The sequence below is a fragment of the Asticcacaulis sp. P2_C5 genome (assembly GCF_056404555.1).
Genome location: NZ_JBFUDU010000014.1, coordinates 73,112 through 99,835 on the forward strand (window position 1 = coordinate 73,112; position 26,724 = coordinate 99,835).

At 61.4% G+C, this 26,724-nt stretch carries 25 protein-coding genes; 18 read left to right on the forward strand and 7 right to left on the reverse strand.

The window, feature by feature from the left end:
• Positions 1 to 85: 85 nt before the first annotated feature.
• The gene (locus tag AC1DXO_RS21750) at positions 86 to 2,161 is read left to right on the forward strand and encodes a ComEC/Rec2 family competence protein (RefSeq protein ID WP_476980356.1); all 2,076 of its coding nucleotides are present in this window, start codon (positions 86 to 88) and stop codon (positions 2,159 to 2,161) included.
• A gap of 133 nt (positions 2,162 to 2,294) precedes the next feature.
• On the opposite strand, the gene lexA is transcribed toward AC1DXO_RS21750, so the two are convergent.
• The 4 genes from lexA to AC1DXO_RS21770 form a co-directional block, all read right to left on the reverse strand.
• On the reverse strand, positions 2,295 to 2,996 hold the full coding sequence (gene lexA, locus AC1DXO_RS21755; protein ID WP_476980292.1) for a transcriptional repressor LexA: 702 nt from the start codon (positions 2,994 to 2,996) through the stop codon (positions 2,295 to 2,297).
• A gap of 99 nt (positions 2,997 to 3,095) precedes the next feature.
• A complete protein-coding gene (gene trpC / locus AC1DXO_RS21760) occupies positions 3,096 to 3,890 on the reverse strand; it encodes an indole-3-glycerol phosphate synthase TrpC (protein WP_476980293.1) in 795 nt (264 codons plus the stop codon).
• Between the two features lie 30 nt (positions 3,891 to 3,920).
• Positions 3,921 to 4,949, reverse strand: coding sequence for an anthranilate phosphoribosyltransferase (gene trpD / locus AC1DXO_RS21765; RefSeq protein ID WP_476980294.1), 1,029 nt, complete (start codon positions 4,947 to 4,949; stop codon positions 3,921 to 3,923).
• Positions 4,942 to 5,535 (reverse strand): anthranilate synthase component II, encoded by a 594-nt coding sequence (locus AC1DXO_RS21770; protein ID WP_476980295.1) that lies wholly within the window; start codon positions 5,533 to 5,535, stop codon positions 4,942 to 4,944. The genes trpD and AC1DXO_RS21770 overlap by 8 nt, the downstream gene beginning before the upstream one ends.
• A 155-nt stretch (positions 5,536 to 5,690) precedes the next feature.
• Here AC1DXO_RS21770 and AC1DXO_RS21775 point away from each other — a divergent pair, with 155 nt between their 5' ends.
• Positions 5,691 to 6,011, forward strand: a complete 321-nt coding sequence (locus tag AC1DXO_RS21775) for a hypothetical protein (protein ID WP_476980296.1) — start codon at positions 5,691 to 5,693, stop codon at positions 6,009 to 6,011.
• Here the strand turns inward: AC1DXO_RS21775 and trpE are convergent, their stop codons facing one another.
• Entirely contained in the window at positions 6,012 to 7,511 is a 1,500-nt protein-coding gene (trpE, locus tag AC1DXO_RS21780; RefSeq protein WP_476980297.1) for an anthranilate synthase component I, read from the reverse strand.
• Positions 7,512 to 7,543: 32 nt separating this feature from the next.
• Positions 7,544 to 9,553 carry a peptidylprolyl isomerase gene (locus AC1DXO_RS21785; protein WP_476980298.1) on the reverse strand — a complete coding sequence of 670 codons (2,010 nt, stop codon included), beginning with the start codon at positions 9,551 to 9,553 and terminating at the stop codon, positions 7,544 to 7,546.
• 223 nt (positions 9,554 to 9,776) lie between these two features.
• Between AC1DXO_RS21785 and tpiA the strand changes: the two genes are divergently transcribed.
• From tpiA to AC1DXO_RS21840, 11 genes are all read left to right on the forward strand, one after another.
• On the forward strand, positions 9,777 to 10,514 hold the full coding sequence (tpiA, locus tag AC1DXO_RS21790; RefSeq protein WP_476980299.1) for a triose-phosphate isomerase: 738 nt from the start codon (positions 9,777 to 9,779) through the stop codon (positions 10,512 to 10,514).
• Positions 10,515 to 10,667: 153 nt separating this feature from the next.
• Complete coding sequence (secG, locus tag AC1DXO_RS21795; protein WP_476980300.1) at positions 10,668 to 11,327, forward strand: preprotein translocase subunit SecG; 660 nt, start codon at positions 10,668 to 10,670, stop codon at positions 11,325 to 11,327.
• A 124-nt stretch (positions 11,328 to 11,451) separates the two neighbouring features.
• Positions 11,452 to 13,086, forward strand: a complete 1,635-nt coding sequence (locus tag AC1DXO_RS21800) for a CTP synthase (protein WP_476980301.1) — start codon at positions 11,452 to 11,454, stop codon at positions 13,084 to 13,086.
• Positions 13,087 to 13,167: 81 nt separating this feature from the next.
• Positions 13,168 to 13,554: a RidA family protein gene (locus AC1DXO_RS21805; RefSeq protein WP_476980302.1), complete on the forward strand. Its 387-nt coding sequence runs from the start codon at positions 13,168 to 13,170 to the stop codon at positions 13,552 to 13,554.
• A gap of 54 nt (positions 13,555 to 13,608) precedes the next feature.
• Positions 13,609 to 14,091: a hypothetical protein gene (locus AC1DXO_RS21810; protein WP_476980303.1), complete on the forward strand. Its 483-nt coding sequence runs from the start codon at positions 13,609 to 13,611 to the stop codon at positions 14,089 to 14,091.
• 137 nt (positions 14,092 to 14,228) lie between these two features.
• A complete protein-coding gene (gene rpmF, locus AC1DXO_RS21815) occupies positions 14,229 to 14,411 on the forward strand; it encodes a 50S ribosomal protein L32 (RefSeq protein ID WP_476980304.1) in 183 nt (60 codons plus the stop codon).
• 125 nt (positions 14,412 to 14,536) lie between these two features.
• Positions 14,537 to 15,166 carry a LuxR C-terminal-related transcriptional regulator gene (locus AC1DXO_RS21820; RefSeq protein ID WP_476980305.1) on the forward strand — a complete coding sequence of 210 codons (630 nt, stop codon included), beginning with the start codon at positions 14,537 to 14,539 and terminating at the stop codon, positions 15,164 to 15,166.
• A gap of 49 nt (positions 15,167 to 15,215) precedes the next feature.
• Positions 15,216 to 16,688, forward strand: a complete 1,473-nt coding sequence (locus AC1DXO_RS21825; RefSeq protein WP_476980306.1) for a hypothetical protein — start codon at positions 15,216 to 15,218, stop codon at positions 16,686 to 16,688.
• Positions 16,689 to 16,759: 71 nt separating this feature from the next.
• Entirely contained in the window at positions 16,760 to 17,281 is a 522-nt protein-coding gene (locus tag AC1DXO_RS21830; protein ID WP_476980307.1) for a hypothetical protein, read from the forward strand.
• Positions 17,282 to 17,346: 65 nt separating this feature from the next.
• Complete coding sequence (locus AC1DXO_RS21835) at positions 17,347 to 17,739, forward strand: BlaI/MecI/CopY family transcriptional regulator (protein ID WP_476980308.1); 393 nt, start codon at positions 17,347 to 17,349, stop codon at positions 17,737 to 17,739.
• Positions 17,736 to 19,160, forward strand: a complete 1,425-nt coding sequence (locus AC1DXO_RS21840; protein WP_476980309.1) for a M23/M56 family metallopeptidase — start codon at positions 17,736 to 17,738, stop codon at positions 19,158 to 19,160. The genes AC1DXO_RS21835 and AC1DXO_RS21840 overlap by 4 nt, the downstream gene beginning before the upstream one ends.
• A 36-nt stretch (positions 19,161 to 19,196) precedes the next feature.
• Here AC1DXO_RS21840 and AC1DXO_RS21845 read toward each other — a convergent pair whose 3' ends face one another.
• Entirely contained in the window at positions 19,197 to 21,428 is a 2,232-nt protein-coding gene (locus tag AC1DXO_RS21845) for an alpha/beta hydrolase family protein (RefSeq protein ID WP_476980310.1), read from the reverse strand.
• A 155-nt stretch (positions 21,429 to 21,583) separates the two neighbouring features.
• Between AC1DXO_RS21845 and eno the strand changes: the two genes are divergently transcribed.
• The 5 genes from eno (at position 21,584) to AC1DXO_RS21870 (ending at position 26,724) form a co-directional block, all read left to right on the forward strand.
• Entirely contained in the window at positions 21,584 to 22,861 is a 1,278-nt protein-coding gene (gene eno, locus AC1DXO_RS21850; protein ID WP_476980311.1) for a phosphopyruvate hydratase, read from the forward strand.
• A gap of 397 nt (positions 22,862 to 23,258) precedes the next feature.
• On the forward strand, positions 23,259 to 23,549 hold the full coding sequence (locus tag AC1DXO_RS21855; RefSeq protein WP_476980312.1) for an FtsB family cell division protein: 291 nt from the start codon (positions 23,259 to 23,261) through the stop codon (positions 23,547 to 23,549).
• A gap of 146 nt (positions 23,550 to 23,695) precedes the next feature.
• The gene (gene pdhA, locus AC1DXO_RS21860; RefSeq protein ID WP_476980313.1) at positions 23,696 to 24,706 is read left to right on the forward strand and encodes a pyruvate dehydrogenase (acetyl-transferring) E1 component subunit alpha; all 1,011 of its coding nucleotides are present in this window, start codon (positions 23,696 to 23,698) and stop codon (positions 24,704 to 24,706) included.
• Positions 24,707 to 24,709: 3 nt separating this feature from the next.
• Positions 24,710 to 25,378 carry a hypothetical protein gene (locus AC1DXO_RS21865; RefSeq protein ID WP_476980314.1) on the forward strand — a complete coding sequence of 223 codons (669 nt, stop codon included), beginning with the start codon at positions 24,710 to 24,712 and terminating at the stop codon, positions 25,376 to 25,378.
• Positions 25,375 to 26,724, forward strand: a complete 1,350-nt coding sequence (locus AC1DXO_RS21870) for a pyruvate dehydrogenase complex E1 component subunit beta (RefSeq protein ID WP_476980315.1) — start codon at positions 25,375 to 25,377, stop codon at positions 26,722 to 26,724. The genes AC1DXO_RS21865 and AC1DXO_RS21870 overlap by 4 nt, the downstream gene beginning before the upstream one ends.

Sequence of the window (26,724 nt, forward strand, 5' to 3'; positions counted from 1 at the left end):
GTTCGGATCAGGCGCGACTGCGGCCGCAGCGTGGTTTCGTGCGGCTGTGGAGCATCAGCGCGGGCGGCTTTTCCTGTGGCTGCCGGTGGCTCTGGGCCTGGGCGCCGCAATTTATCTGTACTTGCCATCGGAGCCCTCGTGGGCATGGACGTTACTTCCATCAATATTGACGGCGGGGCTGCTGCTTCTGGCACGACGGATGAGGCTGGACGGCTACGGTACGAATATCCTTATGCTTATTCTGTTTATCAGCGTGGGATTTGCGGCGGCCAAACTGCGTACGGAGCAAGTCAGGGCGCCGGTTATCGACCCTGAGCACAGCGAATATGTCATTACAGCCTTCGTCATCGACGATATCTCGTCATCGCAGGATCAGCCGCGCCTGCTTCTGGCGCCGGTGACGATCAACGGATTGGCGGCAGACAAGACGCCGATTCGTTTGCGCGTCTCTTTGAAGTCCGGGGCCGTGGAAGCTGCCGGCATCGAACCCGGCGACGCCATAACCGCATTTGCCCTGCTGAATCCGCCGCCGGCGCCGTCCATGCCGGATGGCTACGACTTCGCCCGAAGCGCCTATTTTCAAAGCGTTGGCGGCGTCGGCTTTATCCCCGGACGGATTGAGAAGGTCGACGCGCCGCATGCCGACCTCGGTCTAAGGTGGGTCATGATGGTCAATCGCGCCCGCTGGCATCTCACCCAGGCGATATCGCACCAGATTGCGCCGGGTTTCGCTCATAATCCGGAACTCGGCGGCTTCGCGGCGGCCCTGGTCACCGGCCATCAGGCCCTGGTCCCAGCCGCCTTGATCGACACTATGCGCGATTCCGGCCTGGCCCATATCCTCTCCATATCTGGCGTGCACATGGCCGTTGTCGGTGGCTTTGTCTTCTTTGGCTTGCGCTGGCTTATGGCCTTGGTTCCCGCCTTTGCCCTGAGTTTTCCGATCAAGAAACTGGCAGCCGCCATAAGCCTCGTCTGTATTCTGCTGTACCTGTCCATCTCGGGCATGCCTGCGCCGGCTATCCGCGCTGCGATTGTTGCCTGCGTCGCCTTTGCCGCCATTCTGTTCGATCGTCAGGCCATCAGCCTGCGCGGCCTCGCCATGGCTGCCATGGCGATCCTGCTCACCACGCCCGAAGCGGTTATTCAACCAGGTTTCCAGATGTCGTTTGCCGCGACGGCGGCCTTGCTGGCGGTCTACGAAATCCACGAATCTGAGATAAGAGAGCTCAGCGTGCCGTGGTGGGTGAGGGCGATACAGACCTCTGTCCAGGGTGTGCGCTTGTCTGTGGTCATCTCGCTGGTCGCCACTTTTGCCACCTTGCCCCTGGCCATAGCCTATTTCAACCGTATCTCCGTCTACAGCCTGGTGTCCAACCTGTTCGAAGCCCCGATTACGGGCTTTATCGTCATGCCATGCCTGGCTGTCGGCACCGTCCTGGCCGGTACACCCGTCGGCTGGATATTTCTGCGCATATCGGCTGCCGGACTATGGCTGATCGAGCGCGTGGCCGCCCTGACCGCCGGCCTGCCGCACGCCGTGATCACCTGGCCATCCGCGCCGCCACTTGTCCTGCCGGCGGCCCTTCTGGGCGTCCTGTGGACATGTCTGGTGCGAGGGCGTTTGCGCTGGGCTGGTGTCGTCATCGCCAGTGCTATCCTGTGGTGGCCGCGCTTGCCGGCGCCTGACGTCTGGATCGATCCGCAGGGCGGCAATGCCGCAATCCGCACCGCCCATGGCGCCTATGTCCTGCGCCCTAAGGTGCGCCAGTATGGCTTTGAGCAATGGACGCGCCATTATGGCCTGGACGCGCTTGACGATACTGAACGTGCCAGAAACTACCTGTGCAAGGGCTATGGCTGTATCCCGACGTCAGAAAACCAGGTCAAGGTTGCCTTCTGGTTCAGCAACAAGCCGCCCAAACCCGACCGCCTGGCCGAAATGTGCAGGTCGAGTGGTCTGGTCGTGCTGCGCAATCCAGTCGGTGACTGGCCGCAGGCCTGTGCCGGCATCAATCACATCAGCGCCGGGGATTTCAGACGCCTGGGCGCGCTCGAACTGACGCGAACGCAAAACGGCTGGGCGATCAAGGCCGCCCAGCCGCTACGCGGTCATCGTTACTGGTCTTCAATCTCGGAAAGCGAGGACGGCGAAAATTGAAAAGCGCGGCTGGCCCGGCACGGTGAGCCGAAAATGTCTGGCTTTCGAGCACGTGAAGCGAAGTGTACTCAAGTACATGAGCAAGCGCGCGCAGGAAGACGGGCATTTGCAGGCCACCGGACCGGGTCAGAGGTTAGTGGTAGCGGCGCATGAGGCCAACAAGTCGCCCTTGCACCTTCACTTGCGCATCATTGTAGATCTGGGTTTTATAGGCCGGATTGGCCGCTTCCAGGGCGATCGACGCGCCCTTCTTGCGCAGGCGCTTGAGCGTCGCCGTATGATCATCGACCAGCGCGACCACGATCTCACCCGACTGGGCCGTCTCGGTCTTCTTGATGACGACGTAGTCGCCGTTCAGGATGCCGGCATTGATCATCGAATCGCCGTCGATTTCGAGGATATAGTGCTCCCCCGCGCCCAGCATGTTTTCCGGTACGCGAATGCGGTCGCGCTCTGTGCCGATGGCTTCGATCGGTCCGCCCGCCGCGATTTTGCCCAGCAAGGGTAGTTCGCGCGTGTCGTCATTGACCGCCTTGGGGGCTTCCGGTGTCGGTCGCGTCCCTTCAACCACCTGCGGCACAAAGGCCTGGCGGCCGCGCGGTGGGGCGGAGGTCGTCGCCTGATCGGGCAGCTTGATAACTTCCAGGGCCCGAGCCCGATGGGCGAGCCTGCGAATGAAACCGCGTTCCTCCAGCGCCGTTATCAGGCGATGGATGCCCGATTTCGATGCCAGATCCAGCGCTTCCTTCATCTCGTCGAACGAGGGCGAAACGCCGGCTTCCTTGATGCGCTCATGGATAAACATGAGCAGTTCGCGTTGTTTCGTCGTCAGCATGGCCGAACACCCTGTGGTTCACCTGCCCCGTTGGCCGGGACAAATCATGAACTTGATGAAGATGTTCTGTATGTGTTCCGGATTAAAGTCAAGTTAATCTCAGGCTGCGGCCAGGAGATTTTTCGTCGCCGCCGTCACATCACCTTGACGCATAAGGCTTTCTCCGACCAGCATCGCCGTTGCGCCGGTAGCAGCCAACCGCTGAACGTCTAACGGTGTAAAGATGCCGCTTTCCGCCACCAGTATGTGGTCAGCGGCAACCATGCCGGACAGGGCTTCGGTCACCGCCAGATCGACATTAAAATCCCTGAGATTACGGTTGTTTATACCGATAAGCTTGGAATTTAGCTTAAGTGCGCGCATCATCTCGTCGGCGTCGTGGACTTCAACCAATGCGTCCATGCCGTAGTGATGGGCGGCACTGATCAAATCCTCCGCCAGGGCGTCGTCGATCATCGCCATAATGACCAGAATCGCATCCGCGCCCAAGGCTCTTGATTCGGTCACCTGCCAGACATCGACCAGAAATTCCTTGCGGATACAGGGCAGGGAGACGGCCGAGCGTGCGGCCTGGAAGTGTGATTCGTGGCCCAGGAAGCTGGGGTGGTCGGTGAGAATCGACAGACAGGACGCGCCGCCGGCTTCATAACAATGCGCCAGGAATGCCGGATCGAAATCTTCGCGAATCAGGCCCTTCGATGGACTGGCCTTCTTGATCTCGGCGATCAGCGAGAGACTCTGAGGTTTCTGGTTGGTGACCAGGGCGCGGGCAAAACCACGCGGCGCGCCGATCGTCTCAATCTGTGATTCGAGCTCGTCCAGCGTCGTCGCACTACGGCGTTGGGCAACGTCCTCGCGCTTGTAGGTCGCGATGCGTTCCAGAATATCAACCATGCCCGTGTCTCCGGCGTCCCAAGAATGTTTTTACAGTGAAGGCGACCCAACAGCCGTGACTGCGACGAGCGTCTCCAGGGCGCGTTTGGCCTGGCCCTTGTCGATAACCTCCGCCGCCAGGGCGATGCCGTCGCGCAGGGTTTCGACCTTGTCGCCAACCAGGAAGGCCGCCGCCGCATTGAGCAGGACGATATCGCGATAGGCACCGGTCTCGCCGTCCAGCAAGGCGCGCAGGGCCGCGGCGTTGTAGTCCGGGGCGCCACCGACCAGATCGGCCAGGTCCGCGCGCGGCAAGCCAACCGCCTCCGGCGTGATACGGAACAGCCGCACCTGGCCGTCGCGCCATTCCGCGACCTCGGTTTCACCCGTCGTCGTCAGTTCATCCATGCCCGAGCCGTGCACCGACCAGGCGTGGGTCGCCCCAAGGGCGCCCAGGGCCTGGGCTATGGGTTCGACGAAACGCGATGAGGGGACGCCGACGACCTGGCGGCGGGCGCCGGCTGGATTGCTGAGCGGCCCCAGCAAATTGAAAATCGTCCGGAAGCCCAGTTGCTGGCGAATCGGTGACACGTGGCGCATGGCGCCGTGGTGCGCCTGGGCGAACAGGAAACAGATTCCGGCCTCATCCAGGGCGCGCTTTTGCTGCTCCAGGGTCGCTTCGATATTGACGCCCAGTGCTGCCAGGACATCAGCTGTGCCGGACTTCGAGGTGATGGCGCGATTGCCGTGCTTGGCGACCTTCAGCCCGCCGCCGGCCGCCACAAAGCCAACCGCTGTCGAAATGTTGAAGGTATGCAGGCCGTCGCCGCCGGTACCGCAGACATCGACCACATCATAGGGGTGATCCAGCTTGATCGCCGCCTGGCGCATGGCGCGGGCACAGGCGGCAATTTCACCGACCGTTTCGCCGCGCAGCCGGATGGCGGTCACCGCCGCGGCGACCTGCGCCGGCGTGGGTTCGCCGCGCAGGCAGGCGGAAAAGAAGGATTCGGCATCGTCGCCATCCAACGTAGCGCCGTCGGCCAGACGCGCCAGCAGCGGCTTGAAGGCGTCAGACATAGAGGTTCTGGCTTTCGATTCCGGCCAAGGCCAGGAAGTTGGCCAGCAACTGATGGCCGCCTTCGGTAGCGATCGATTCGGGATGGAATTGCACGCCGTGAATCGGCCGCGTCTTGTGCTGGACGCCCATGATCTCACCGTCCTCGGTCCAGGCGGTCACTTCCAGATCGGCCGGCAGGGTTTCTTTTTTGATGGCCAGAGAATGATAACGTGTCGCTGTAAATGGATTAGGCAAGTCTTTGAATATGCCGACATTGTTGTGGTGGATCAGAGACGTCTTGCCGTGCATCAAGGTCTTGGCGCGAATGACATCGCCGCCATAGGCCTGGCCGATCGCCTGATGGCCTAGACAAACGCCCAGGACCGGCATGTCTTCGGGGGCGGCGCGCAGCAGGGGCAGGCAGATGCCGGCCTGGTCCGGCGCGCAAGGCCCGGGCGACAACAGAATCGCCTTGGGCGCCAGGGCCAGGGCGTCCTGTACGCTGAGCGCGTCATTGCGATAGACCTTGGTTTCGGCCCCCAGCTCGGCCAGGTAATGGACGAGGTTGTAGGTAAAGCTGTCGTAATTATCGATAACCAGGATCATGGAGCGCCTCCGAAGCGCCTATTTAAGCAAAGGGTCAGCAGTTTCCAAGCCATAAGATTTCGCAGCATGGTTAAGATTGGTTAAGGCTTGCCGGGTTAAAGCCGTATCGGGCCAATTGCTGGCCGCGATTCTCAAAGCTTATATGGTCAGACCTGATGCCCAACGTAACCCGGACCCCGCTTTCAGACGATGAAGAGCGCGACGGCCGCCTGAGCCACGCCATGGACCTGTTGTCGATCGGAGCTAACCGCCGTCGAAACGGCGCCTTGCCCCTGGCGGCCATTGCGGGACTGGCTCTGTCGGGCGCCCTGTTGGCGACAATTGCCGGCGGCGAACCTCAGAAGGTCCCGGCCAGGCCAAGCACACCCGCTGCGGCAGCGGTCAGCGCGCCGACCGCCGATTTTGAATTGTCGGGCAGTTCCGTCGAAGCACCGGCAGCCACCGCTGTGATGGCCGGAACCGAAAAGGGTCGATGATCAGTTCTTGTGGTAGACGTAGCGCCAGGCGTCCTGGGCGGCCTTGATGAGGGCGCCAGCCTTGTGGCAGGTCTCCTCATACTCGGTCTTCGGCACGCTGTCGGCCACCACGCCGGCGCCCGCCTGAACGTAAATCATGCGATCCTTGAACAGGGCCGTGCGCAACACGATACAGACATCGACCGAACCGGCGCTGGAAATATAGCCCACACCGCCGGCATAGGCGACGCCACGCTTGACCGATTCCAGTTCGTCGATGATCTCCATGGCCCGAACCTTGGGCGCGCCGGACAGGGTGCCGGCGGGTAAGGCCGCCAGCAGGGCGTCGACCGGATCGAGATCGGCGGGCGCATCACCTTCGACATTCGACACGATGTGCATGACGTGGCTGTAGCGTTCGATGGTGAACTTCTCGGTCACCCGTACACTGGCCGGCTTGGCGACACGTCCGACATCATTGCGGCCCAGGTCGAGCAGCATCAGGTGCTCTGACAATTCCTTGGGGTCGGCCAGCAATTCGGCTTCGAGCGCCTTGTCTTCAGCAACCGTCTTGCCCCGCGGACGCGTGCCTGCGATCGGACGAATAGTCAGCTTGCCGTCGCGCACCCGTACCAGGATTTCCGGCGAAGACCCGGCCAACTGGAAATTGCCAAAATTGAGGTAAAACAGGTAGGGTGACGGGTTATGGCGGCGCAAAGAGCGATAGAAGGCAAACGGGTCGAGGTTATAGGGCGCTTCGAAACGATGACTGGGCACGACCTGGAAGATGTCGCCGGCAGCGATATATTCCTTCGACTTCTCGACCATCGCGCCATAATCGAACGGCGAGGTCGGCGACATCAACGGATCCTGGCTGTGGTCACGCGGTGTCGGCTGAGCCGACAGCGGAACACGCAGGTCGGCCTCGACGGCGTCCAGACGGTTGCAGGCCGTGCTATAGGCGTCCTGGGCGCGTTGACCGTCCGGCCAGACCGGGCTGGCCAGTAGAATCTCGTGCGCCACGTTGTCGAACACGCAAATCACACTGGGGCGGACCACAACGGCGTCGGGCAGGCTTAAAGGATCGGGATTGGCTTCGCCCAGTGGTTCGATCAATCGCACCATGTCGTAACCGAAGACGCCGAACAGGCCGGACACCATCGGCGGCAGCCCTTCAGGGATCGCCATGCGGTTGGCGGCGACGAGCGCCCGCAGGGAGGTGAGGGTCGGTTCGCTTTCGGCCGTATATAACGCGTTGGTTATGGCATCGCCGTACGAAATCTCGGCGCGATTGCCGAAACAGCGCCACACCAGATCCGGATTGAGTGTGAGTATGGAATAGCGTCCGGACAGTGCGCCGCCTTCGACCGACTCGAAGAGAAAGGCATAGGGCTTGTCGCGCGCCAGCTTCAGATAGGCCGACACCGGTGTTTCCAGGTCATCGATCAGCTTGCGCCAGACGATCTGCGGCTGTCCGGCGTCATAAGCCTTTTCGAAATTACTCTGCGCGACGGCTGTCATTCCCAGACTCTTAAGATCTTGGCCCAAACTCGTCACGACTTGGCTTTACCGGCCTTGCCGCTATCCTTCTTGCTGCCGTCTCCCTTGGCGTCGGCCGCGGGCGGGTCGACATTGAGGACTTCCAAAACGGCGTTGATATTGCTCTTCGGCTTGATGACCTTGGCCGCGCCGCGGTTGGACAGGTCCATGAGGTCCGAGGCGACCATGTCGCCCAACTGGCCCTGAATCATCGGACTGCGGTCATTGGCCTCAGCCGGCGTGCCCTGATGGATCGTGTCCAGTTTTCCGACCTGGAATTCCAGCTGACCCGTTTGGGCCACGAAAACGTCGCCCGCCTGAATGCCGAACAGACGTGCCGCGAGAGGGCGCGACAGTTTCTGTTGTTGGGCGGTTTCGGGAGTCAGGCCGTTATAGGTTTGAACCGTGGCCTTGTAGCTTGCCGCCACGGCCGCCACGGCTTCACCCTTGGCGAGGCGCGCACGGGCTTCGTCGGCCTTGGCGGTCAGCGCATCGAGGACTTGGTCGGCCTGCCAGTTGAAGACGAGTTGCGGGCGAATCTGCTCGATCGGCGGCGGGCCGGCGGGGGAGATGTTTACCAGCTTGACGGCAAAATAGACGCCCTGGCCCAGGGACTGGACCTCGGACGCGCTGCCGGCCTTTTGCAGATCGAAGACGGCCTTGAGCAAGGGCGCATAGGCGGAATAGTCGGCAGGCTGGCCGGTGCGCGGATCGACGATCGGCTGGCCGGTTTCTGGATTGATCACCTTGCCGTCCACCGTCACTGGCGGAAGGGGGGCGACCTGAAGGCCCAGGCGGGCGGCCGTGGCGTCGAAATCCTCACCCTTTTGCAGGGCTTCGTAGAAGGCGGTGCTGACGTCGTGGACCTTGTCGGCGGCCTTGTCAGCCCTGTAGGCGTTGGCCAGGCTCTCACGGACGCTCTCGAACGACTGGGCGGAGCCGATCTTGATCTCACCCATCTTGACGACAGCGATGCCCAGATTGCCCTGGATCGGATCAGAAACCTGACCGGTCGTCAGGGCAAAAGCTGCGTCCCCGACCTTGGTGTCGGCAATCGCCGTCTTGGGCTGCAGGCTATAGGGGATCAGTGTCGCCTTGTATTTCTTGGCGACAGCTTCGGGCGTCTGGCCGGCCTTCAGGTCGGCGGCCACCTTTTGGGCCGTGCCCGTGTCGGGCGCGGTCAACTGAACGAAGGTGCGGGTTTCGGGCGTCACCAGGGTATCGTGCTGGGCCTCATAGGCCTTGCGCAGTTCAGCGTCGTCGACGGCAATGTCCTTCATATATTGTTGCGGCGCGAACATGACGACTGTAGCCATGCGGATTTCCGGACGCGATATCTTGTCCTTCAGGCTGTTGTAATAGGTTATCAGCTGCGCGTCGGTAGGCAGCGCAGGTGGCGGTACGTCCCGGGGCGTCAATGTAAAGACTGTGGCGTCGCGCGATTGCAGGGTGAGTGCGGTGTCTGCCGTGGCGAAGATACGCGGCGGCTTCAGGCCGGCCTTGGCGGCATGCATATACTGTTGCTGGGCGATCAGGTCGCTTTCCTGGGCCTCGAAGCCCTTGACGGCAAAACCCGCGCCGGCCAGGGCCTTTTGATAGGTTTCCTGGTCGAAACGGCCCGTGACACTGCTGAGGAACTGAGGAATGGCCGCCAGCTTGCTGACCAGCAGCTTGGCAGATGGCTTGACGCCTATCTTGTCCAGCCAGGCCGAGAAGGCGGCATCGTCCGTCATCTTCTTCAGCATGATGGTATGCTGCCCGGCTTCGACAAACTCTTCGTTGGTGAAGTTGTTGCCCTGGCGCTCGTACTGCTGGTGCAGGCGGTCGTATTCCATCTTGAAGTCGCTGCGCGTGATCATGCGCTTGTCGGCGGTGACGACGGCGTTCTGGTTATTGAACAAGGTGGCAAACATGTCGCCGCCAAAGACCGACTTGCCGCCGAATCCAATGAAGGATCCGACCAGGACCACCATCAGGACCTTGAAGGCCCACGACTTCGTAAACTCACGTAAGATGCTGATCATGTATCTGTTTCACCCAGTCAGGACGCCGCTGCGGGCATCGTAATGTGCACCCTCTTAAGGCACGAATAAGGCTGTTACAAAGGGAATTTGCATGTTTCAAGCTTTTTGCTTGGCTTGCCCTTGTTTCCCGGTCTATGGTTTTTCGCAGCGCCGCAACCGATTACCCCAAAGATGGGGAGGGGTTGCAGGGCCTGCCACATAAAAACAGCCAGAACAGAACGTAATGCCACAACGCCCTCTGATCGCGGCTAACTGGAAGATGAATGGCGTCAGCGCCTCGCTTCCGGTAGCCCGAACTATTGCCCAGACCGCCAGCGGTCACCACGCGCAGGTCGCGCTTTTCCCGCCCGCCACCTTGCTTGCCGCGATGGCAAGCGCCGTTGAAGGCTCCGGCATCATCCTGGGCGGTCAGGATTGTCATCATATGGATGCCGGCGCCTATACCGGCGACATTTCCGCCGCCATGTTGCGCGATTGCGGCGCCGGCATGGTCATTCTGGGCCATTCGGAACGCCGCCACGGGCATTTGGAGCCCTGCGAACTGGTGGGCCGCAAGGTGGGCGCCGCTTTGCGCGCCGGCCTGACGCCCATCGTCTGTATCGGGGAAACCCTGGACCAGAGAAAAGCGGGACAGACGATCGCTGTTCTCACCCGTCAACTGGCGGACAGTCTGCCGGACAGCCTGGCGGGACAGGCCTTTCACGTCTCGTATGAACCCGTCTGGGCCATCGGCACCGGACTGACGGCCTCGGATGAGCAGATCATCGAAGCGATCGCCCTGATCCGCGACTGTCTGGCGAAGCGCTTTACCGATGTGACGCCAAACATTCTCTATGGCGGCTCGGTGAAGCCGTCCAACGCCGCGCATCTGCTGAAACTGCCCGGCGTGGGCGGTGCTCTTGTCGGCGGCGCGTCGCTGACCGTCGAAGAGTTCGTGCCGATCATCGCCGCCGGCGACTGAGGCTCTTGTTAACGGAGGCCTTGTAATCGGCGTCGCACACCATAAATCTGTCAGGCAATTCCAAACCCTATGGCCAAGTCGCGGTGACAGTGCTAAGGGCGACCGCAACTGTGCCCGGCGCGCTCCAGGCGACCTATAGGTAAAAGACCACATATGCTGTTCAACATCCTTCTTTATGTCCAAATCATCATCTGCATCAGCATGGGCGGCCTGGTCCTGATCCAGCGTTCCGAAGGCGGTGCCCTGGGCATGGGCGGTGGCCCTTCCGGCTTCATGTCGGCGCGTGGCGCGGGCAATTTGCTGACGCGCACGACAGGGATCCTGGCTGTGGCCTTTTTCATCTGCTCGCTCGCCATGACCGTTGTCGGCAATCTGGAAAACAAGAGCGAGTCGGCCACGGCCAAGGTCGATACCTCGACCCTGCCGGCCGGCAAGTTGCCGACCATCCCCGCGGCGTCACAACCGGCACCGGCCGCCGCGGCATCGGTTTCGTCCGCCGCGCCGTCCCTGGCGGATCTGCCGTTGGCCGGTTTGCCAATCACCCCGGCCCCGACCTCGTCATCCGCTTCGTCGGCAGCTTCGACATCGCATCCGTCCAGCGCGCTGCCCGCAACAGGTACGCCGACAATAAAGGCGCCGGCCTCGGCATCTGCTTCCTCTTCGGCTTCCAAGCCCGCGCCGGCAAAGCCTGCACAGGTGAAGCCAGCCCCGGCAAAAACCGTGACCGCGCCGTCTTCATCGTCGTCGGCGCCGTCTTCGCCCGTTCAGGCGCCGAAGGCTTCGGCCTCGTCCACGAGTTCGGCGCCGCAATAATACAGTCTCGGCTCGATTGCGCGACTTTACGATCGCCGAATCAGCTTAGTTTTCGTTCTTTCAGGCCCACGGGTGACAAACCCGTGGGCAGTTCTTTAGTGTTTAGGCTTTGGCGGTTAGGGATATGGCCCGTTTCGTTTTCATCACCGGCGGTGTGGTGTCCTCGCTTGGCAAGGGCCTGGCGTCGGCGGCTCTGGGGGCCCTGCTGCAGGCCCGCGGCTTCAAGGTCCGCCTGCGCAAGCTCGACCCCTATCTGAATGTCGATCCCGGCACGATGAGCCCTTACCAGCATGGTGAGGTCTTTGTGACCGACGACGGCGCCGAAACCGACCTCGACCTCGGCCATTATGAGCGCTTCACCGGTGTCAATGCGCGCAAGACCGACAACATCACGACCGGCCGCATCTATTCCAACATCATCGAAAAAGAGCGCCGTGGCGACTATCTGGGCGCGACCGTTCAGGTGGTGCCGCACGTCACCAACGAGATCAAGCAGTTCGTCCTGTCCGATCAGGGGGACGCCGACTTCATCCTGGTCGAAATCGGTGGCACGGTCGGCGATATCGAGGGGTTGCCGTTTTTCGAAGCGATCCGGCAACTGGGCCAGGAACTGCCGCGCCGTCAGTGCTGCTTTATCCACCTGACCTTGCTGCCCTTCGTCAAGACGGCCGGCGAGATGAAGACCAAGCCGACCCAGCACAGCGTCAAGGAACTGCGAAGTATCGGTATCCAGCCCGATATCCTGCTGTGCCGTTGCGAGCAGGAGATTCCTGCCGAGGAACGGCGCAAGATCGGGCTGTTCTGCAATGTCCGCGAATCGGCCGTCATCCAGGCGCTGGACAGCGACAATATCTATGCCGTGCCGGTCGATTATCACCGCCAGGGCCTCGACACCGAAGTGCTCAACGTCTTCGGCATCGATGCCGTCGGTGAACCCGAACTGTCGTCCTGGCAGGATATTACAAAGCGTTATCAGCACCCGGACGGAGAGGTGTCGATCGCCGTCGTCGGTAAGTACACGGTCTTAAAAGACGCCTACAAGTCATTGATTGAAGCGCTTTATCACGGCGGCATGGCCAATAATGTCCGCGTCAAGATCGACTGGGTCGAATCCGAAACCTTCGAAGGCGCGCCGGAAGCCGTCATCGAGCGGCTGGAAAACGTCCACGCCATCCTGGTTCCCGGCGGCTTCGGTGAACGCGGAGCCCTGGGCAAGATCGAAGCTGCCCGTTTCGCGCGCGAAAATGCCGTTCCCTATTTCGGAATTTGTTTCGGCATGCAGATGGCGGTCCTGGAAGCTGCCAAGAACCTGGTCGGTATCAAGGAAGCCTCCTCGACCGAATTCGGCCACACGTCGGAGCCTGTGGTCGGCCTGATGACCGAATGGCTGAACGGCAACGAACTGACCCAGCGCGCCGCCGGTGGCAATCTGGGTGGCACCATGCGTCTTGGCGCCTATGACGCTGCCTTAAAAGACGGCTCCTTAGTGGCTGAAATCTATGGCGGAACCGCCATTTCCGAACGCCATCGTCACCGCTACGAAGTCAACCGCGACTACATCCCGCGTCTCGAAGCCTGCGGCCTGAAGTTCTCGGGCATGTCGCCGGACGGCCTGCTGCCGGAAATCGTCGAGCGCGAGGACCATCCGTGGTTTATCGGCGTGCAATATCACCCCGAACTCAAGTCGCGCCCCTTCGCGCCACATCCCCTGTTCCAGAGCTTTATCGCCGCCGCCGTGGAGCGCAGCCGTCTAGTGTGATCTATTCGTGAAGAAAATCGTTGATCTGTGCCCCGGTCTCGCGGCATAGGCTGCGCATCTTTTCGACCCACAGGATCCGTCATGACCCGCCAGCTTGTTTCCTCCGGTTCGCCCTTCGAAGGCGAGATCGGTTTTTCCCGTGCCGTGCGCAGCGGCAACCGTATCGAGGTTTCGGGTACGGCGCCGATCAAGGACGGCCAGACGGCCGGCGTCGGCGATCTGTATGAACAGACCAAGGCCTGCCTCGACATCATCCTCAAGGCCGTGGAACAGGCCGGCGGCAAGCCGTCGGATATCATCCGCACGCGCATCTTCCTGACCGATATCTCGCGCTGGAAGGAAGCCGCCAAAGCCCACGGCGAGATCTTCGGCGATATCCGCCCGGCCTCCAGTTTCATCGGCACCAGCGCTCTGATCAACCCTGACTGGCTGGTCGAGATCGAGGCCTCGGCGCAACTCGCCGACTGAGCTTTCGGTGCCCTGCCTTCTGCGTTATAAGGTCATCATAACGCAGGAGGCGGCATGACGTTCAAGGACAATCTCGGCATGGTGGCGCGTACCATGTTCGCCCTGATCGGCGTTCTGCTGCTGGTCGTCGCCGTGGCGACCATCTATAGCGACTGGCCGAAGGTCGAGGCACACAAGTCGTCGGTTATCGGCTTTATCCTGACCTGCCTGATCACCTTGCCGCTGGCCTTGCTGATCGTTGTCTGGGCGGCGATCGGGCGATTGAAGGAATGGCGCATCACCTCCGACCATGTCCGCGTGCGGCTGATGAGCCTTACGACCTGGCAGCATGAGGTTCGGCTGAAGCCGGACGATATTGCCGACGTCGCGGTCGAGGCCTTTGCCTATGACGTCGGCCGTAACCGGACGGCGCACTGGGTCATGGTGACGACGACAGATGGCAAGCGGTACAAGTCGCCGCGCGTTTTCGACGCCATGGTGATCGAAGTGATGCGTGACAGGATCATTGCCCTGCAGGCCCAGAAGACAAGGCGGTAATTTTCCGCATTTGCCCCTTGATCCGGCAGGCGACTTGATGCATAAGGCCCGCCTTCTGACTTGCTATGCGCGGGTCACTCCATTTTCGTGCCTGAAGGCGTCTGCTTTCGGCCATCAGACCAGAAGAGAGACTTCCCATGGCCGTCCCCAAGCGGAAAACCTCGCCCTCGCGTCGTAACATGCGCCGTTCGCATGACGCCCTGGGCCCCAATCCCTATACCGAAGACAAGGACACCGGCGAGCTGCGCCGTCCGCACCATGTCGATCTGAAGACCGGCATGTATAAGGGCCGTCAGGTTCTGACGCCGAAGAAGGACTAGTCACCGGCTCGGGGGCAACCCTGGACAGGCTGAAAATTCGAACGCGGATTGCTCAGGCAGTCCGCGTTTTTTCATGGTTGCCGGCGGGTAGGGAAAATACCCGGCTGTTGTGCTAAGACAGGCTCATGGCACAGCGGCGCATACGCGGCCGTCCGGCGTGGGCGGACATACTGACACCGGCGGAATGGCGGATAACCGAAGCGGTCCGTCACGGCCTGACCAATCGCGCCATCGCCGAACGCAGCGGAGTCACCCCGGACGCGATCAAGTATCACGTGAGCAATGTACTGCAAAAGCTTGGTCTGCCGAACCGTGTGGCCTTGCGGCAGTGGACGGGCGTGGCGCGCCACAGCGCCTTGTCCGGAAAGGAATTGGAGATGGATACGGCTTTGGGACCGGTGGGTCAGATTTCGCGCAAGGTAAAGGACATAGACGCGGCGCGGCGCTGGTACGCCGATGTGCTGGGCCTGCCGCACCTCTACAGCTTCGGCAACCTGGCATTCTTCGACTGTGGCGGTGTGCGGCTGTTCCTGTCCGGTGACGATACAGCCGGCCCCGGTGAGTCAATCCTCTATTTCCGTGTCGGGGACATCCACGGCACCCACCAGGCGCTGATCGGGAGGGGCGTTGACTTTACCCATGCGCCGCACATGATCCATCGTCATGACGATGGCACCGAGGAGTGGATGGCTTTTTTCAAGGACGCCGAAGACCGGCCGCTGGCTATAATGTCGCAGGTCGCGCCGCGGCCATAATATCGCCGCGTACAGATCGTAGCCCTTGCCTGACGCACCTGGGGGACACATGCTGAAACACCTAATGATGATCGCGGTCCTGGCGGCCATGCCGCTGGCTGCACACGCTGTTCAGCCGACGCCCGACTGGGGATCCGATCGCATCCTTACGGAAAGGCCCACCGCCAGCCAGGATGCCATTGTCGTCAGCTATACCCGGACTATTCGCGAGGACTCTGGGACGGAAACCACACAAACCGGCACCGTTACCCTGGCTTCGGATTTCGTTGACGTCACAACCGGTGACGACCACTGGCTCGACGATTTTGCCCTCTGCCGCAGCCTGGCCTGGACCACCGGCAAGTCCCAGATCGACAACGCCAGTTGCTATGCCGCGCCGGCCTTTCGCCTTATCGAGCTTGGCAACCGCAAGACACTCAACGGGATGCTCCGTGAGGCAGCGAGCAAGAAGCCCGTATCCACTGATCTCGCGAACTATTGGCCGGAGCAGGAGCTGGCCATTCAGTACAAGCCGGCCGACCCGCTGACCCGTCGTACACAACCCGACGAAACTCAGTGGCGGCTGGGCGATGAAGTGGTGGTCCGCACCGGTGCATCGTCATTCGCCTTCACACCGGCCGAGCGCCCAGCTGTCGCTCGCTATTTTTCCCGTCACGTCGATCTGCATCCGCAAATCCTGCACGCCCTATTGGCGTCCGGGCAATGGCCGGAACATCTCGTCATCGAACGCCGCACACCGGGCGCTTCCTCGACCGAGACCCTCGAGTTTTCAAATTTCCAGCGGGCCGCGGTAGGCTATCCCGTACCAAGAGGTCTGACCTCTACCACGGTCATCGCTTCACACGAAGAGACGCCGCGGGGTCACGCTCTGCGCCAGGCCATTAAGGTGATAAATGGCAGCGGACCGGCCAAACCCGCCTTGCAGACTGTGCTGGACGGCATCGTCGCCGCTGCGCACGATCAACGCGATCTCGAAGGGACCCTGCTGTTTTTCCAGATGACCCAACTCTATACCGGCGAACTGGCCAGCGCTGACGGCCTTGCCCACGTCAGGACGATCAACGACTCGATCATAGCCGTCTATCGGTCGCCGGCGTCGAAACCCTTCGTCGATGCCAGCGATATGGCCGGCAACAGCACCGTAGGTGCCGGGCCCGAAGCGGCGGCCCGATATCTCGCCCAGGCCACGGACATGGACAAACTTGCCTACGGAACTTTTCGCTATGTCACCTACGCCAACCTGGCCCGCTCCACATCGGATAGCGCCAACTGGGACAGGTCTATAATCGACGCCGTGCCGTCCCTGGCAGACTGCTACTGGCTCCATATCGCTGCGGCGCCCTGGGGCGCCAACGTTTACACGGATCTCGGCAACCTCTCGCTCGATGACTTCGATGTCGTGACAGCCTGGGAAGCCTGGGATATCGGTCGTGCCGTTGATCCCGACTGGCAGACCGGCGTCATGAAGTCGATCGCCGAGTATGAAGGGCGCCTGCGCCGGGACGCGCCTGACAGTTTCTGAAACATGCCGATCTAAAGGACATATGACCGGCGCATTTGCATGAGACCTTGCAGGTCAACCGGAGGTCCGCCATGTTTTTCCTGCCCTTGTTTGCCGCTGTCATGATGCAGGACGCCGTTGTGCCCGCGACCGATCCACTGGCGCCGGCGCGGGCCGGCCAGTTACAATGCTATTCCCCCGACACGGCGAAAAAGACCTGCAATTCGCTGGCGGGTTATACCGACAACGGAGACGGTACCTTTACCAACACCGTGACGGTCCTGCTGTCCAGCCAACCCGCCATAACCCTTTCGAACGCCACAATGGTGCGGGTGATCGACGGCGCTGTCTGCGGCACAATCAGCCAGCGCGACATCGCCGCCGGTACGGTCTCGGTCGACGGCCAGGTGCTTCCGTCGGAGCAGGCCCAGTTCGTTCTGGCCGCCGTTTCGAATGCCCTGGACAAGGTGATCGACCACGAGATCTGCACGACCTATGAGCCTGTGGGTGAGGGGCTTGTCGCTCACGGCAGCCTGGATGGCGTCGCGCGCTCGGATCTCGATCAACCCATCATCTGGGTAGCGCCGTCCGACGGCTACACTGTAGCTCCGTAAATCCCGCTTGACCGCACATCGCAGTCGTGCGACCACTGTCGCATGCGTACGACGTGGGGACGGAAGTGATAAAGCCGACAGATTATGAATTGAAGTTGCTGCGCCACTTGTGGCGCCATCACCGCCTGAGCGCGCGTGAAATCCACGATGCCAGCGCGCCCGATACGGGCTGGTCCTATTCCGCGACGCGCAAGACGCTCGATCGCATGGTCGAGAAGGGTCTGGTGACGATAGAAACCGTTCACGGCCTGAAGATCTATCTTGCCGGCCAGTCGAAGCTCGCAACCGTGGCTGCCCTGGCCAGTGCCTTTGCCCGTGACGTGCTGGATGTCGAGACCCCGCTGCCGGCCGCGACCTTTGCGCACAGCAAGCTGGTGTCGGCTGACGAGATCGCCGAACTGGAAACGCTTCTGGAACAGTTGGCGGCCACGCCTAAGGACGAAGGGGAGGCGTCATGAGCCATATCGATATCAAACTTGCCATCCTGGTCGTCTGGCTGCTGCCACTGGCCTGGACCGCGCTGTTTTCCGGTCTGCAGCGATTGATGAAGTCCTCGACGCAATGGGCTGATGACAAAGCGGAAAAGCTCAACCTTCTGTTTCTGACGGCTCCGGTCGTCGCCGGTATCGTCTTTGTCATCCTTGGGCCGCTGGCGCCGGTGAGCCTGCCTCTGCCGGTTCTCGATATAGCGGAGTTCGGCGGCGACGTCGCCGTGATGGCCGCCCAACCGGCCGATGCGGCCCATCCGACAGTCGATTGGTTTCGCGTCGCGGCCATGGTCGGTCTGATGATGTATGGCGCTGTGGCGGCGTTCCAGGCCCTGCGCCTGGGTTTGGCCCAGCTACACCTGGCCCGTCTGGTAGCACAGGCCATACGCGACGAAGGAGTCGGCCGTGGGGTGCGTCTGACGACATTTGCCGCGCCGCCCCTGGCCTGGGGCCGACGGACCGTGCTGCTGCCGAGCAGCCTGGTTGCGGCTTTCAATGAGCTCCAGATCGCCCTGATCGTTCGTCACGAACACGAACACCTGCGCCGCGGTGACGGACACTGGTTCGCCATACTGGCCTGGGTCGATGTAGTATTCTGGTTCAATCCGTTCGTCCGCGCCCAGACCCGGCGCTGCCGCCTGGCGGCGGAACTGGCCTGCGACGCCGCTGTCTTGCGTGCGACGCCCGATATGCGCGGGATATATGCCCAGACCCTGGTCAAGACCCTGAAGCATACCGCCGGAAACGCCCTGCCCATTTCCACACAGTCAGGTGTTCCGGCGGTCTTCACATCCGATAAATCTGGAGATTACCGCATGAGAATTAGCGAAATTATGCACCCGCCGGCCGCCCGGCGCAAGCCTTCGCGTGGCTGGCTTTATGCCATGGCCGCAGCCCTGGCCATACCGCTGGCCCTGGCTCAATTTGCCTGGTCGCAAGGCACCCGCGTTGGCGCCACTCCGGACGTGGCTGCCGTAGCAGCCGCCAGTCCGTCAATCCTGGCCGTCGTGCCGATCAAGGCTACGATTTCCAGTGGCTTCGGCGACCGCATAAATCCCGTCACCCATAAACAGGCCTTCCACCCCGGCGTTGACTATGCAGCGCCGATCGGGACTCCGGTCGTATCTGCCAGCGATGGCACGGTCAGTACTGTCTATTATGAAAAATGGCATATGGGCCATGTCGTCGAAATCGATCACGGCGGTGGCCTGAAGACCCGCTATACCCATCTCGATGCCGCTACGGTGAAGACCGGCGATCACGTAACGGCCGGCCAACAGATTGCAACATCGGGTAACAGCGGTGTCACGACCGGCCCGCATATGCATTTCGAAGTCTGGCAAAATGGCGAGCCCATCGATCCGGTAAAAGCCCTGCCGACCGGCCAATAGGCTTTGGGCGCGGATCCCAGGGTCCGCGCCTTTTTCCTATTGTTGTGCAGGATTATACTTGCCGAGAAAGGCCACGACGGCCTCGGCGGTTTGCAGACGGCAGGTGTCGGTCGTCAGATCGTGGTCGCAGCCCTTCAATTCGCTGTAATCCACCGCCTTGCCGGCCTTTTGCAGGGCGTCGCGCATCCTGCGGCTCTGGCTGGCCGGCACTGCCGTGTCCTTATCGCCGTGAATCAACATGACCGGTACGGCCGCGTTCACCTTGCCAATGGGTGAAATCAAGGCCCTATCGGCATCACCGATGTAGCGCAACAAGGTCGCCTGGGAATTAGCCGCCTGACGAAAGGCGCGCGGCCAGGTTGGATCGACTTCCAGCCCGCCGATCCGGTCCGGATCGACAAGCGGCCGATTGATTCGGATCCACGCCGTATAGTCCGCAACATCGGAGACGCCGCCGATGGCCGCAGCGCAAGCGTAGGTGCCGTCGCCCGCCACAGCACCCGAAAGCGCCGCATAGCCACCAAAACCGGCGCCGACGATGCAGACGCGCTTCGGATCGGCCACGCCGTGCGCTACCAGGTCGTTGACGCCGGCGGCCATGTCGCTCAGCATCTTGCCGCCGTATTGGCCGTTTCCGGCATCGACAAAGGCCTGACCGTTACCTTCCGAGCCTCGATAATTGGGCTGCAGGACCAGATAGCCGCGTGACGCCAGGACCTGGGCCAGCCAGTTATAGCCGATGGCGTCGTGACCTTCCGGCCCGTCATGCGGTAGGACGATCAAGGGCAGGTTCTTGTTATCCGCCCTGGTCGGGTAGGTGAGCAGGGCATGGATTTCGAGCCCATCAGCGGCCGTATAGGTCATGGGCGACTGCGTAGCTATCCATTCAGCCGGGATGTCGGCATGGTCATTGCCGAGGTCGACAAAGCTGCCCTTTACCATGTCGAGATAGAAGTAGCCGCCGGCGTCATCACTGCCCTGGGTAAAGATGATCATGCGGCGCGGATCGCGCGCCGTGTCGACGATCCTGACCGCCTGGGCCGGCGCCGCTTCCTGGGCCGCGGCATAGATTTTGGCCAGACCGGGATCACTGAGCCTGTAGTCCGGTGTCTCGCCGTCGCTGACAAAGCCGCCCAGGCGGCCGGTGGCCGGATCGAAAATCGGCCGGTCACGCCGCGCATCGTCGGGCTCCAGCGCTGCCGACAATGTGCCGTCCGGTGACAGTTCATAATAGTGATAAAGACCGGTCGCCGTGTCCTTGTCGAAAATGACGATGGCCTTGCCGTCGCGGCCGAGCCCAACCAGATAGGGTGCCAGGGTCAGTTCGCGATCGCCGATCTTTCGCGTCAGAATCGGCTTCCATGCCTTGGAACCGGAATTTTGCCCGTCCCGAATCTGGATGCTGAAGGTTTCCTTGATAAAGTCATAGGATGTGCGGGCGAACGGCACGCCTTGGCCATCGAACAGCCAGTCGTCGACGTAGCGGGCTTCGCGATCGAGATCGCCGCCGCCGTCGTCGATCAGCTTGCCGCGGCCGGTTTCGGGATCGGTCCGCCACAGATAGACCCGCTGAAGGGGCTGTCGGTTAATTGAGTCCAGGCGCAGTTCCAGAAACGGGCCCATCAGATTCGGCTTGCCGTCGATCATGACGGTCTTCGGAACACCGAGCGCCAGGTTGTTCAACTCGCTCATCTTGTCGCCGATACGGGTCCCGGTGTCGGTCTTCAGATTGAACACGGTCACGGCTTCTTCGGAGCGGACGCCGTAAAAGGCGCATCCGGGTGTGCGCAGGGAATTGAGCAGGGCCAGCGTGGCACCGTCGCCCCCCTGAACAAGCGACATCTTGGTGTCGTTGTCGGCCTTGTACTGGTTGGAGGTTGCCGGACATGTGCCGCGCAGGCCGGTCTGGCTGGCCGACAGAAGTATATGGTCGTTGTCCATCCAGCTTATGGCGGTCAACCGATCGTCACCCAGCTTGATGGCGCGTTTGCTGTCGTCGGCAACGCGATAGACCGCCATCAGGTGCGAACCTTCGACGTGCGTCGTGAAGGCGACCTGGCTGCCATCGGGCGAGATGGCGATCTGTTCGATTCGCGCCGCCTTTGTGAAGATATCCAGCGGGGGCAGGGGATCAGTCGGTGCGGGCTTGGCCCGCAGAACGCCCTTGATCACGACTTCCGTGGCGTCGGGTGGCGGGGTCTGCGCCGGTGCGGCCGATGCGCATGCCATTGCCGCCGTAATCGCCAGAATCGAGACGAACCTTGCCATATCCACCCCACGCTTTTGTGACTTTTGGTTGGGCAAAGTATCATCACATCTGACATCCGGTTGCAATGCGCTTGCCGCCGCGCTTGCCACCCCCGCCGGTCCTTGCTAAAGCGCGCCTGCATTTATCCGAAGTTTCACATAGCAGGACTCCCCCCATGCCCGAAATCATCGACATCACAGCTCGCGAAATCCTCGATTCGCGTGGTAACCCCACGGTCGAAGTCGACGTTACCCTGGATGACGGCTCTTTCGGCCGTGCGGCTGTGCCGTCGGGCGCCTCAACCGGCGCGCACGAAGCTGTCGAAAAGCGCGATGGTGACATGAAGCGTTACGGCGGCAAGGGCGTTCGCCAGGCCGTCGACGCCGTCAACGGCGAAATCTTCGAAGCCATTTCGGGCTTCGAAGCCCTGGACCAGCGCCGCCTGGACCAGACCCTGATCAATCTCGATGGCACGCCGAACAAGGCGCGACTGGGCGCCAATGCCATCCTGGGCGTCTCGCTTGCCACGGCCCGCGCCGCCGCCCTGTCGTCGAACCTGTCGTTGTACAAGTATGTCGGTGGCCTCGGCGCCCGCGTCCTGCCTGTGCCGCTGATGAACATCATCAACGGCGGCGCCCACGCCGATAACCCCATCGACATCCAGGAATTCATGATTGTTCCGGCCGGCGCGCCGGATTTTTCCGAAGCCCTGCGCATGGGCGCGGAAATCTTCCACAGTCTGAAAAAGGCGCTCAAGCAGGCCGGCCACAACACCAATGTCGGCGATGAGGGCGGTTTCGCCCCGAACCTGGCCTCGGCGGAGGAAGCTCTGAGCTTCATCATGAAGGCCGGCGAGCAGGCGGGCTACAAGGCCGGTTCCGACTTCTGGCTTGCCATGGACGTCGCCTCGACCGAGTTCTTCAAGGACGGTAAGTACAACATGACCGGCGAAAAGAAGATCCTCGACCAGAACCAGATGGTCGACTATCTCGCCAACCTGGCCGACAGCTTCCCGATCTGCTCGATCGAAGACGGCATGGCCGAGGACGATTACGAAGGCTGGAAGGCCCTGACCGAGCGCCTGGGCGACCGTATCCAATTGGTCGGTGACGATCTTTTCGTCACCAATCCCGATCGCCTGGAAACCGGCATTGTCGAAGGCATGGCCAATTCGATCCTCGTCAAGGTCAACCAGATCGGCACGCTGTCGGAAACCATGGACGCCGTCGATATGGCGCACCGCGCCGGCTATACCTCGGTCATGTCGCACCGTTCGGGCGAAACCGAGGATTCGACCATCGCCGACCTGTCGGTGGCCATGAACTGCGGCCAGATCAAGACGGGCTCGCTGGCCCGTTCGGACCGGTTGGCCAAGTACAACCAGCTGCTGCGCATCGAATCGCAACTCGACGACGAAGCCGTCTATGCCGGCGTCAGCGTCATCCGCTGCTAAACAGCTTTAACAGTCTTCTGGAAGGGGCGGGAACCATAGCGGTTTCCGCTTTTTCTTTTGCGTCAAGGAAGGATGGAGCGGAGCGGTGACAAGCCGTTCGGCCTTGCCACTCAACGGCATCCGAAGACACAGAATCGAAATCAGGACCCACGCTTGTCCTGGCACCGCCCTGGCAAGCAATCCCTTCAATGAGCGCAGTCGATTTGCCCCACCGGCGGGCTCGCCGGTAACATTTTGACAATAATGATAAAAACGATGTGATCGGCATGATAAATTCTTCGCGGTGCAATGACATGGTTTGTAACCCTTTGTTAACTGCGATGGCCGAAAACTGACCGCGAAGTCGTTGCGTTGTCCAGAAAGGGCACAAGTCGTGTTATTCAGATTGAGGCCCTACTTGCCTACTGCATTGATCGCTCTTGTACTCACCTATGTATGCGTACAGTATTTAACTGGCGACAAAGGTTTCTTCTCGCAGGAATCGCGCGAGGTTGAAATGAAGGCCAAGACCGAACAGCTCGCTGAACTCAAGACCGAGCGTGCGGATCTGGAGGCTCGGGCCAAATACTTGCGTACCGACAACCTGTCGAAAGATTTGCTGGAAGAACGCGCCCGTGTACTTTTGGGCCTTTCCGAGCCTACGGCCTACGTTATTCGTGACCGTATCGGTCCGAACGTCGTTTCCTGACCCTTCATTAGCCCTTTACGCGAAGGCACTCCTCTCCTAAAGGAAGTGGCCTTCGATGTGTGTTGCCCGTTCGGCGCAATCCAATCGAAATAAATTCAGAGGCCGAAGATCATTCCCGGCCGGATCCTTAAGCAGAGGAGGTGTCCATGGCGCGTGCCGCCCAGAAGACCAGCGAAACCGGCAACAAATTGAGCAATGTCTCCAAGGACGAGTTGCTGAAATATTACCGCGAGATGGTGTTGATCCGCCGTTTCGAGGAGCGCGCGGGTCAGCTTTACGGCATGGGTCTGATCGGCGGTTTCTGCCACCTGTATATCGGCCAGGAAGCCGTCGCGGTGGGTATGGAAGCAGCGTCGAAGGACGGCGACCAGGTGATTACCGGCTATCGCGACCACGGCCACATGCTGGCTGCCGGCATGGCCCCCAAGGCCGTCATGGCCGAGTTGACGGGCCGTTCGGGAGGGTCGTCCAAGGGCAAGGGCGGGTCGATGCACATGTTCGACATCGAGACCGGCTTCTTCGGCGGCCACGGCATTGTCGGTGCGCAGGTGTCGCTGGGTACGGGGCTGGCCTTCGCCGACTTCTACAAGCAGAACGGCAATGTCTCCTTCACCTATTTCGGCGACGGCGCGGCCAACCAGGGCCAGGTCTATGAAAGCTTCAACATGGCCCAGCTGTGGAAGCTGCCGGTCGTGTATGTCATCGAAAACAACGAATACGCCATGGGCACGTCGTTGGCCCGCGCATCCGCCACGGTCAACCTGTCGCAACGCGGCGCGTCGTTCGGTATTCCGGGCGAAACGGTCGATGGCATGGACGTGTTTGCGGTCAAGGACGCCGCCGAACGCGCCGCCGAGCACGCGCGTTCGGGCAAGGGGCCGTACATCCTGGAAATGAAGACCTACCGCTATCGCGGCCACTCGATGTCCGACCCGGCCAAGTACCGCAGCAAGGAAGAGGTCGACGAGGTCAAGACGACGCGCGACCCGATCGATCACATCAAGACCATGCTGCAGCAAGCGGGCGTGGGCGAGGACGAGATCAAGGCGATCGACAACGACGTCAAGGCGATCGTCCTGGAAGCTGTCGAATTCGCCCAGACCAGCCCGGAGCCCGATCCGTCGGAACTGTACACCGAAGTCTATACCGAGGCCTGATCCATGGCGATCGCGCTGCGTGCATGTCTGGGTTTTGCCGGCGCAGGTCTTCTGGCCTGTAGCACAGCCATGGCCGACGACGCGCCCACGGTGCAGGTGACGACGGGGGCCGTGCTGAGCCAGGACATGCACCTGGCCAATTCGCTGCTCAGCGACGAGAAGATCGTCTATACGACGGCGGACAGGGACGGCAGCTACCGCCTCCGCAAGGCGCCGAACGCGGCCTGGGAAACCCTGTCGCGGGATGATTTTCTGAGCTATGCCCGCTCGCAACTGGTTGGCCGGACGACCATCTCTCCGCTTGACTACGATGACGGCTGGCGGGTGCGCTATATGGCGCCGGACGGTCAGATCTATGTCTGGGACGGCCAGTCGCAGTTTGAAACGCGCGGTACCTGGACGATTGCCATAAAGACGGTCACCGTGGCCGGCAAGCCTGTCCAGGTCGTGCAGACCTGTTCCACCATAGACGCCGACCTGCGCCTGCTCGACCGTCGGCCGTCGACATTCTATTGCTACCCGACCGCACACGACTTTGCCTATCCCGAAGACGCTGCCGAAACCGGCCGTGAAACACGCGAAGGCGACCCTTTTGGCCTGGCTCAAGGCCGCAAACCCGAAATCAAATCTGCAGATATCCGCCCCCAATGGCCGGATGAGGTGAAACAATGACGGATATACTTATGCCCGCCCTTTCTCCCACCATGGAAGAAGGCACGCTCAGCAAATGGCTCATCAAGGTCGGCGACGAAGTCTCGGCCGGGCAAGTCATCGCCGAGATCGAAACCGACAAGGCGACCATGGAAGTCGAAGCCGTCGATGAAGGCAAGGTCGAGGCTATCCTGGTCGAAGCTGGCACCGAAGGCGTCAAGGTGAATACGCCGATCGCGCGCCTCGAGGGCGGCGTATCGGCGCCTGCACCCGCACCGGCCGCCGCGGCTCCGGAAGCCGCAGCACCCGTCGAAGCCGCTCCTGCGGCAGCCCCGGTTGCTGCCAAGGCCGCGCCGGCCGATCCGGAAATCCCTGCCGGTACGCCGATGGTCAAGATCACCGTTCGTGACGCCCTGCGCGACGCTATGGCCGAGGAAATGCGCCGCGACGACAAGGTCTTCCTGATGGGCGAAGAAGTGGCCCAATACCAGGGCGCCTATAAGGTGTCGCGCGGCCTGCTGGAAGAGTTCGGCGAACGCCGCGTCATCGACACCCCGATCACCGAAATGGGCTTTGCCGGTATCGGTTCGGGCGCCGCTATGGCGGGCCTGAAGCCGATCATCGAGTTCATGACGTTTAACTTCGCCATGCAAGCCATTGACCATATTATTAATTCGTCTGCCAAGACCCTGTATATGTCGGGCGGCCAGATCAAGTCGTCGATCGTCTTCCGCGGCCCGAACGGCGCCGCTGCCCGCGTCGGTGCGCAACACAGCCAGGACTATTCGGCCTGGTACGCCAATGTCCCCGGCCTGAAGGTCATCGCGCCCTATGACGCGGCCGACGCCAAGGGCCTGATGAAGGCCGCCATCCGCGACCCGAACCCTGTCGTCTTCCTCGAACACGAGATGATGTACGGCCTGGAATTCGAAATCCCCGATATGGAAGATTTCGTCCTGCCGATCGGCAAGGCCAAGATCCAGCGCGAAGGCAAGGACGTCACCATCGTCGCCCATTCGCGCATGGTCGGTTTCGCGCTGAAGGCCGCCGAACAATTGGCAGCCGAGGGTATCGATGCCGAAGTCGTCAACCTGCGCACCCTGCGTCCGCTGGATACCGACACGGTTGTCGCCTCGGTGAGAAAAACCAACCGTCTGGTCACGGTGGAAGAAGGCTGGGGCCCGTGCGGCGTTGGTGCGGAAGTGGCAGCCCGCGTCGTCGAAGCTGCTTTTGACGATCTGGACGCGCCGCCTCTGCGCGTTCACCAGGAAGATGTGCCCATGCCCTACGCCGCCAATCTCGAAGCCCTCACGGTTCCGAGCGTCGAAAAGATCGTCAAGGCCGTCAAGGCCGTGACCTACCGCTAA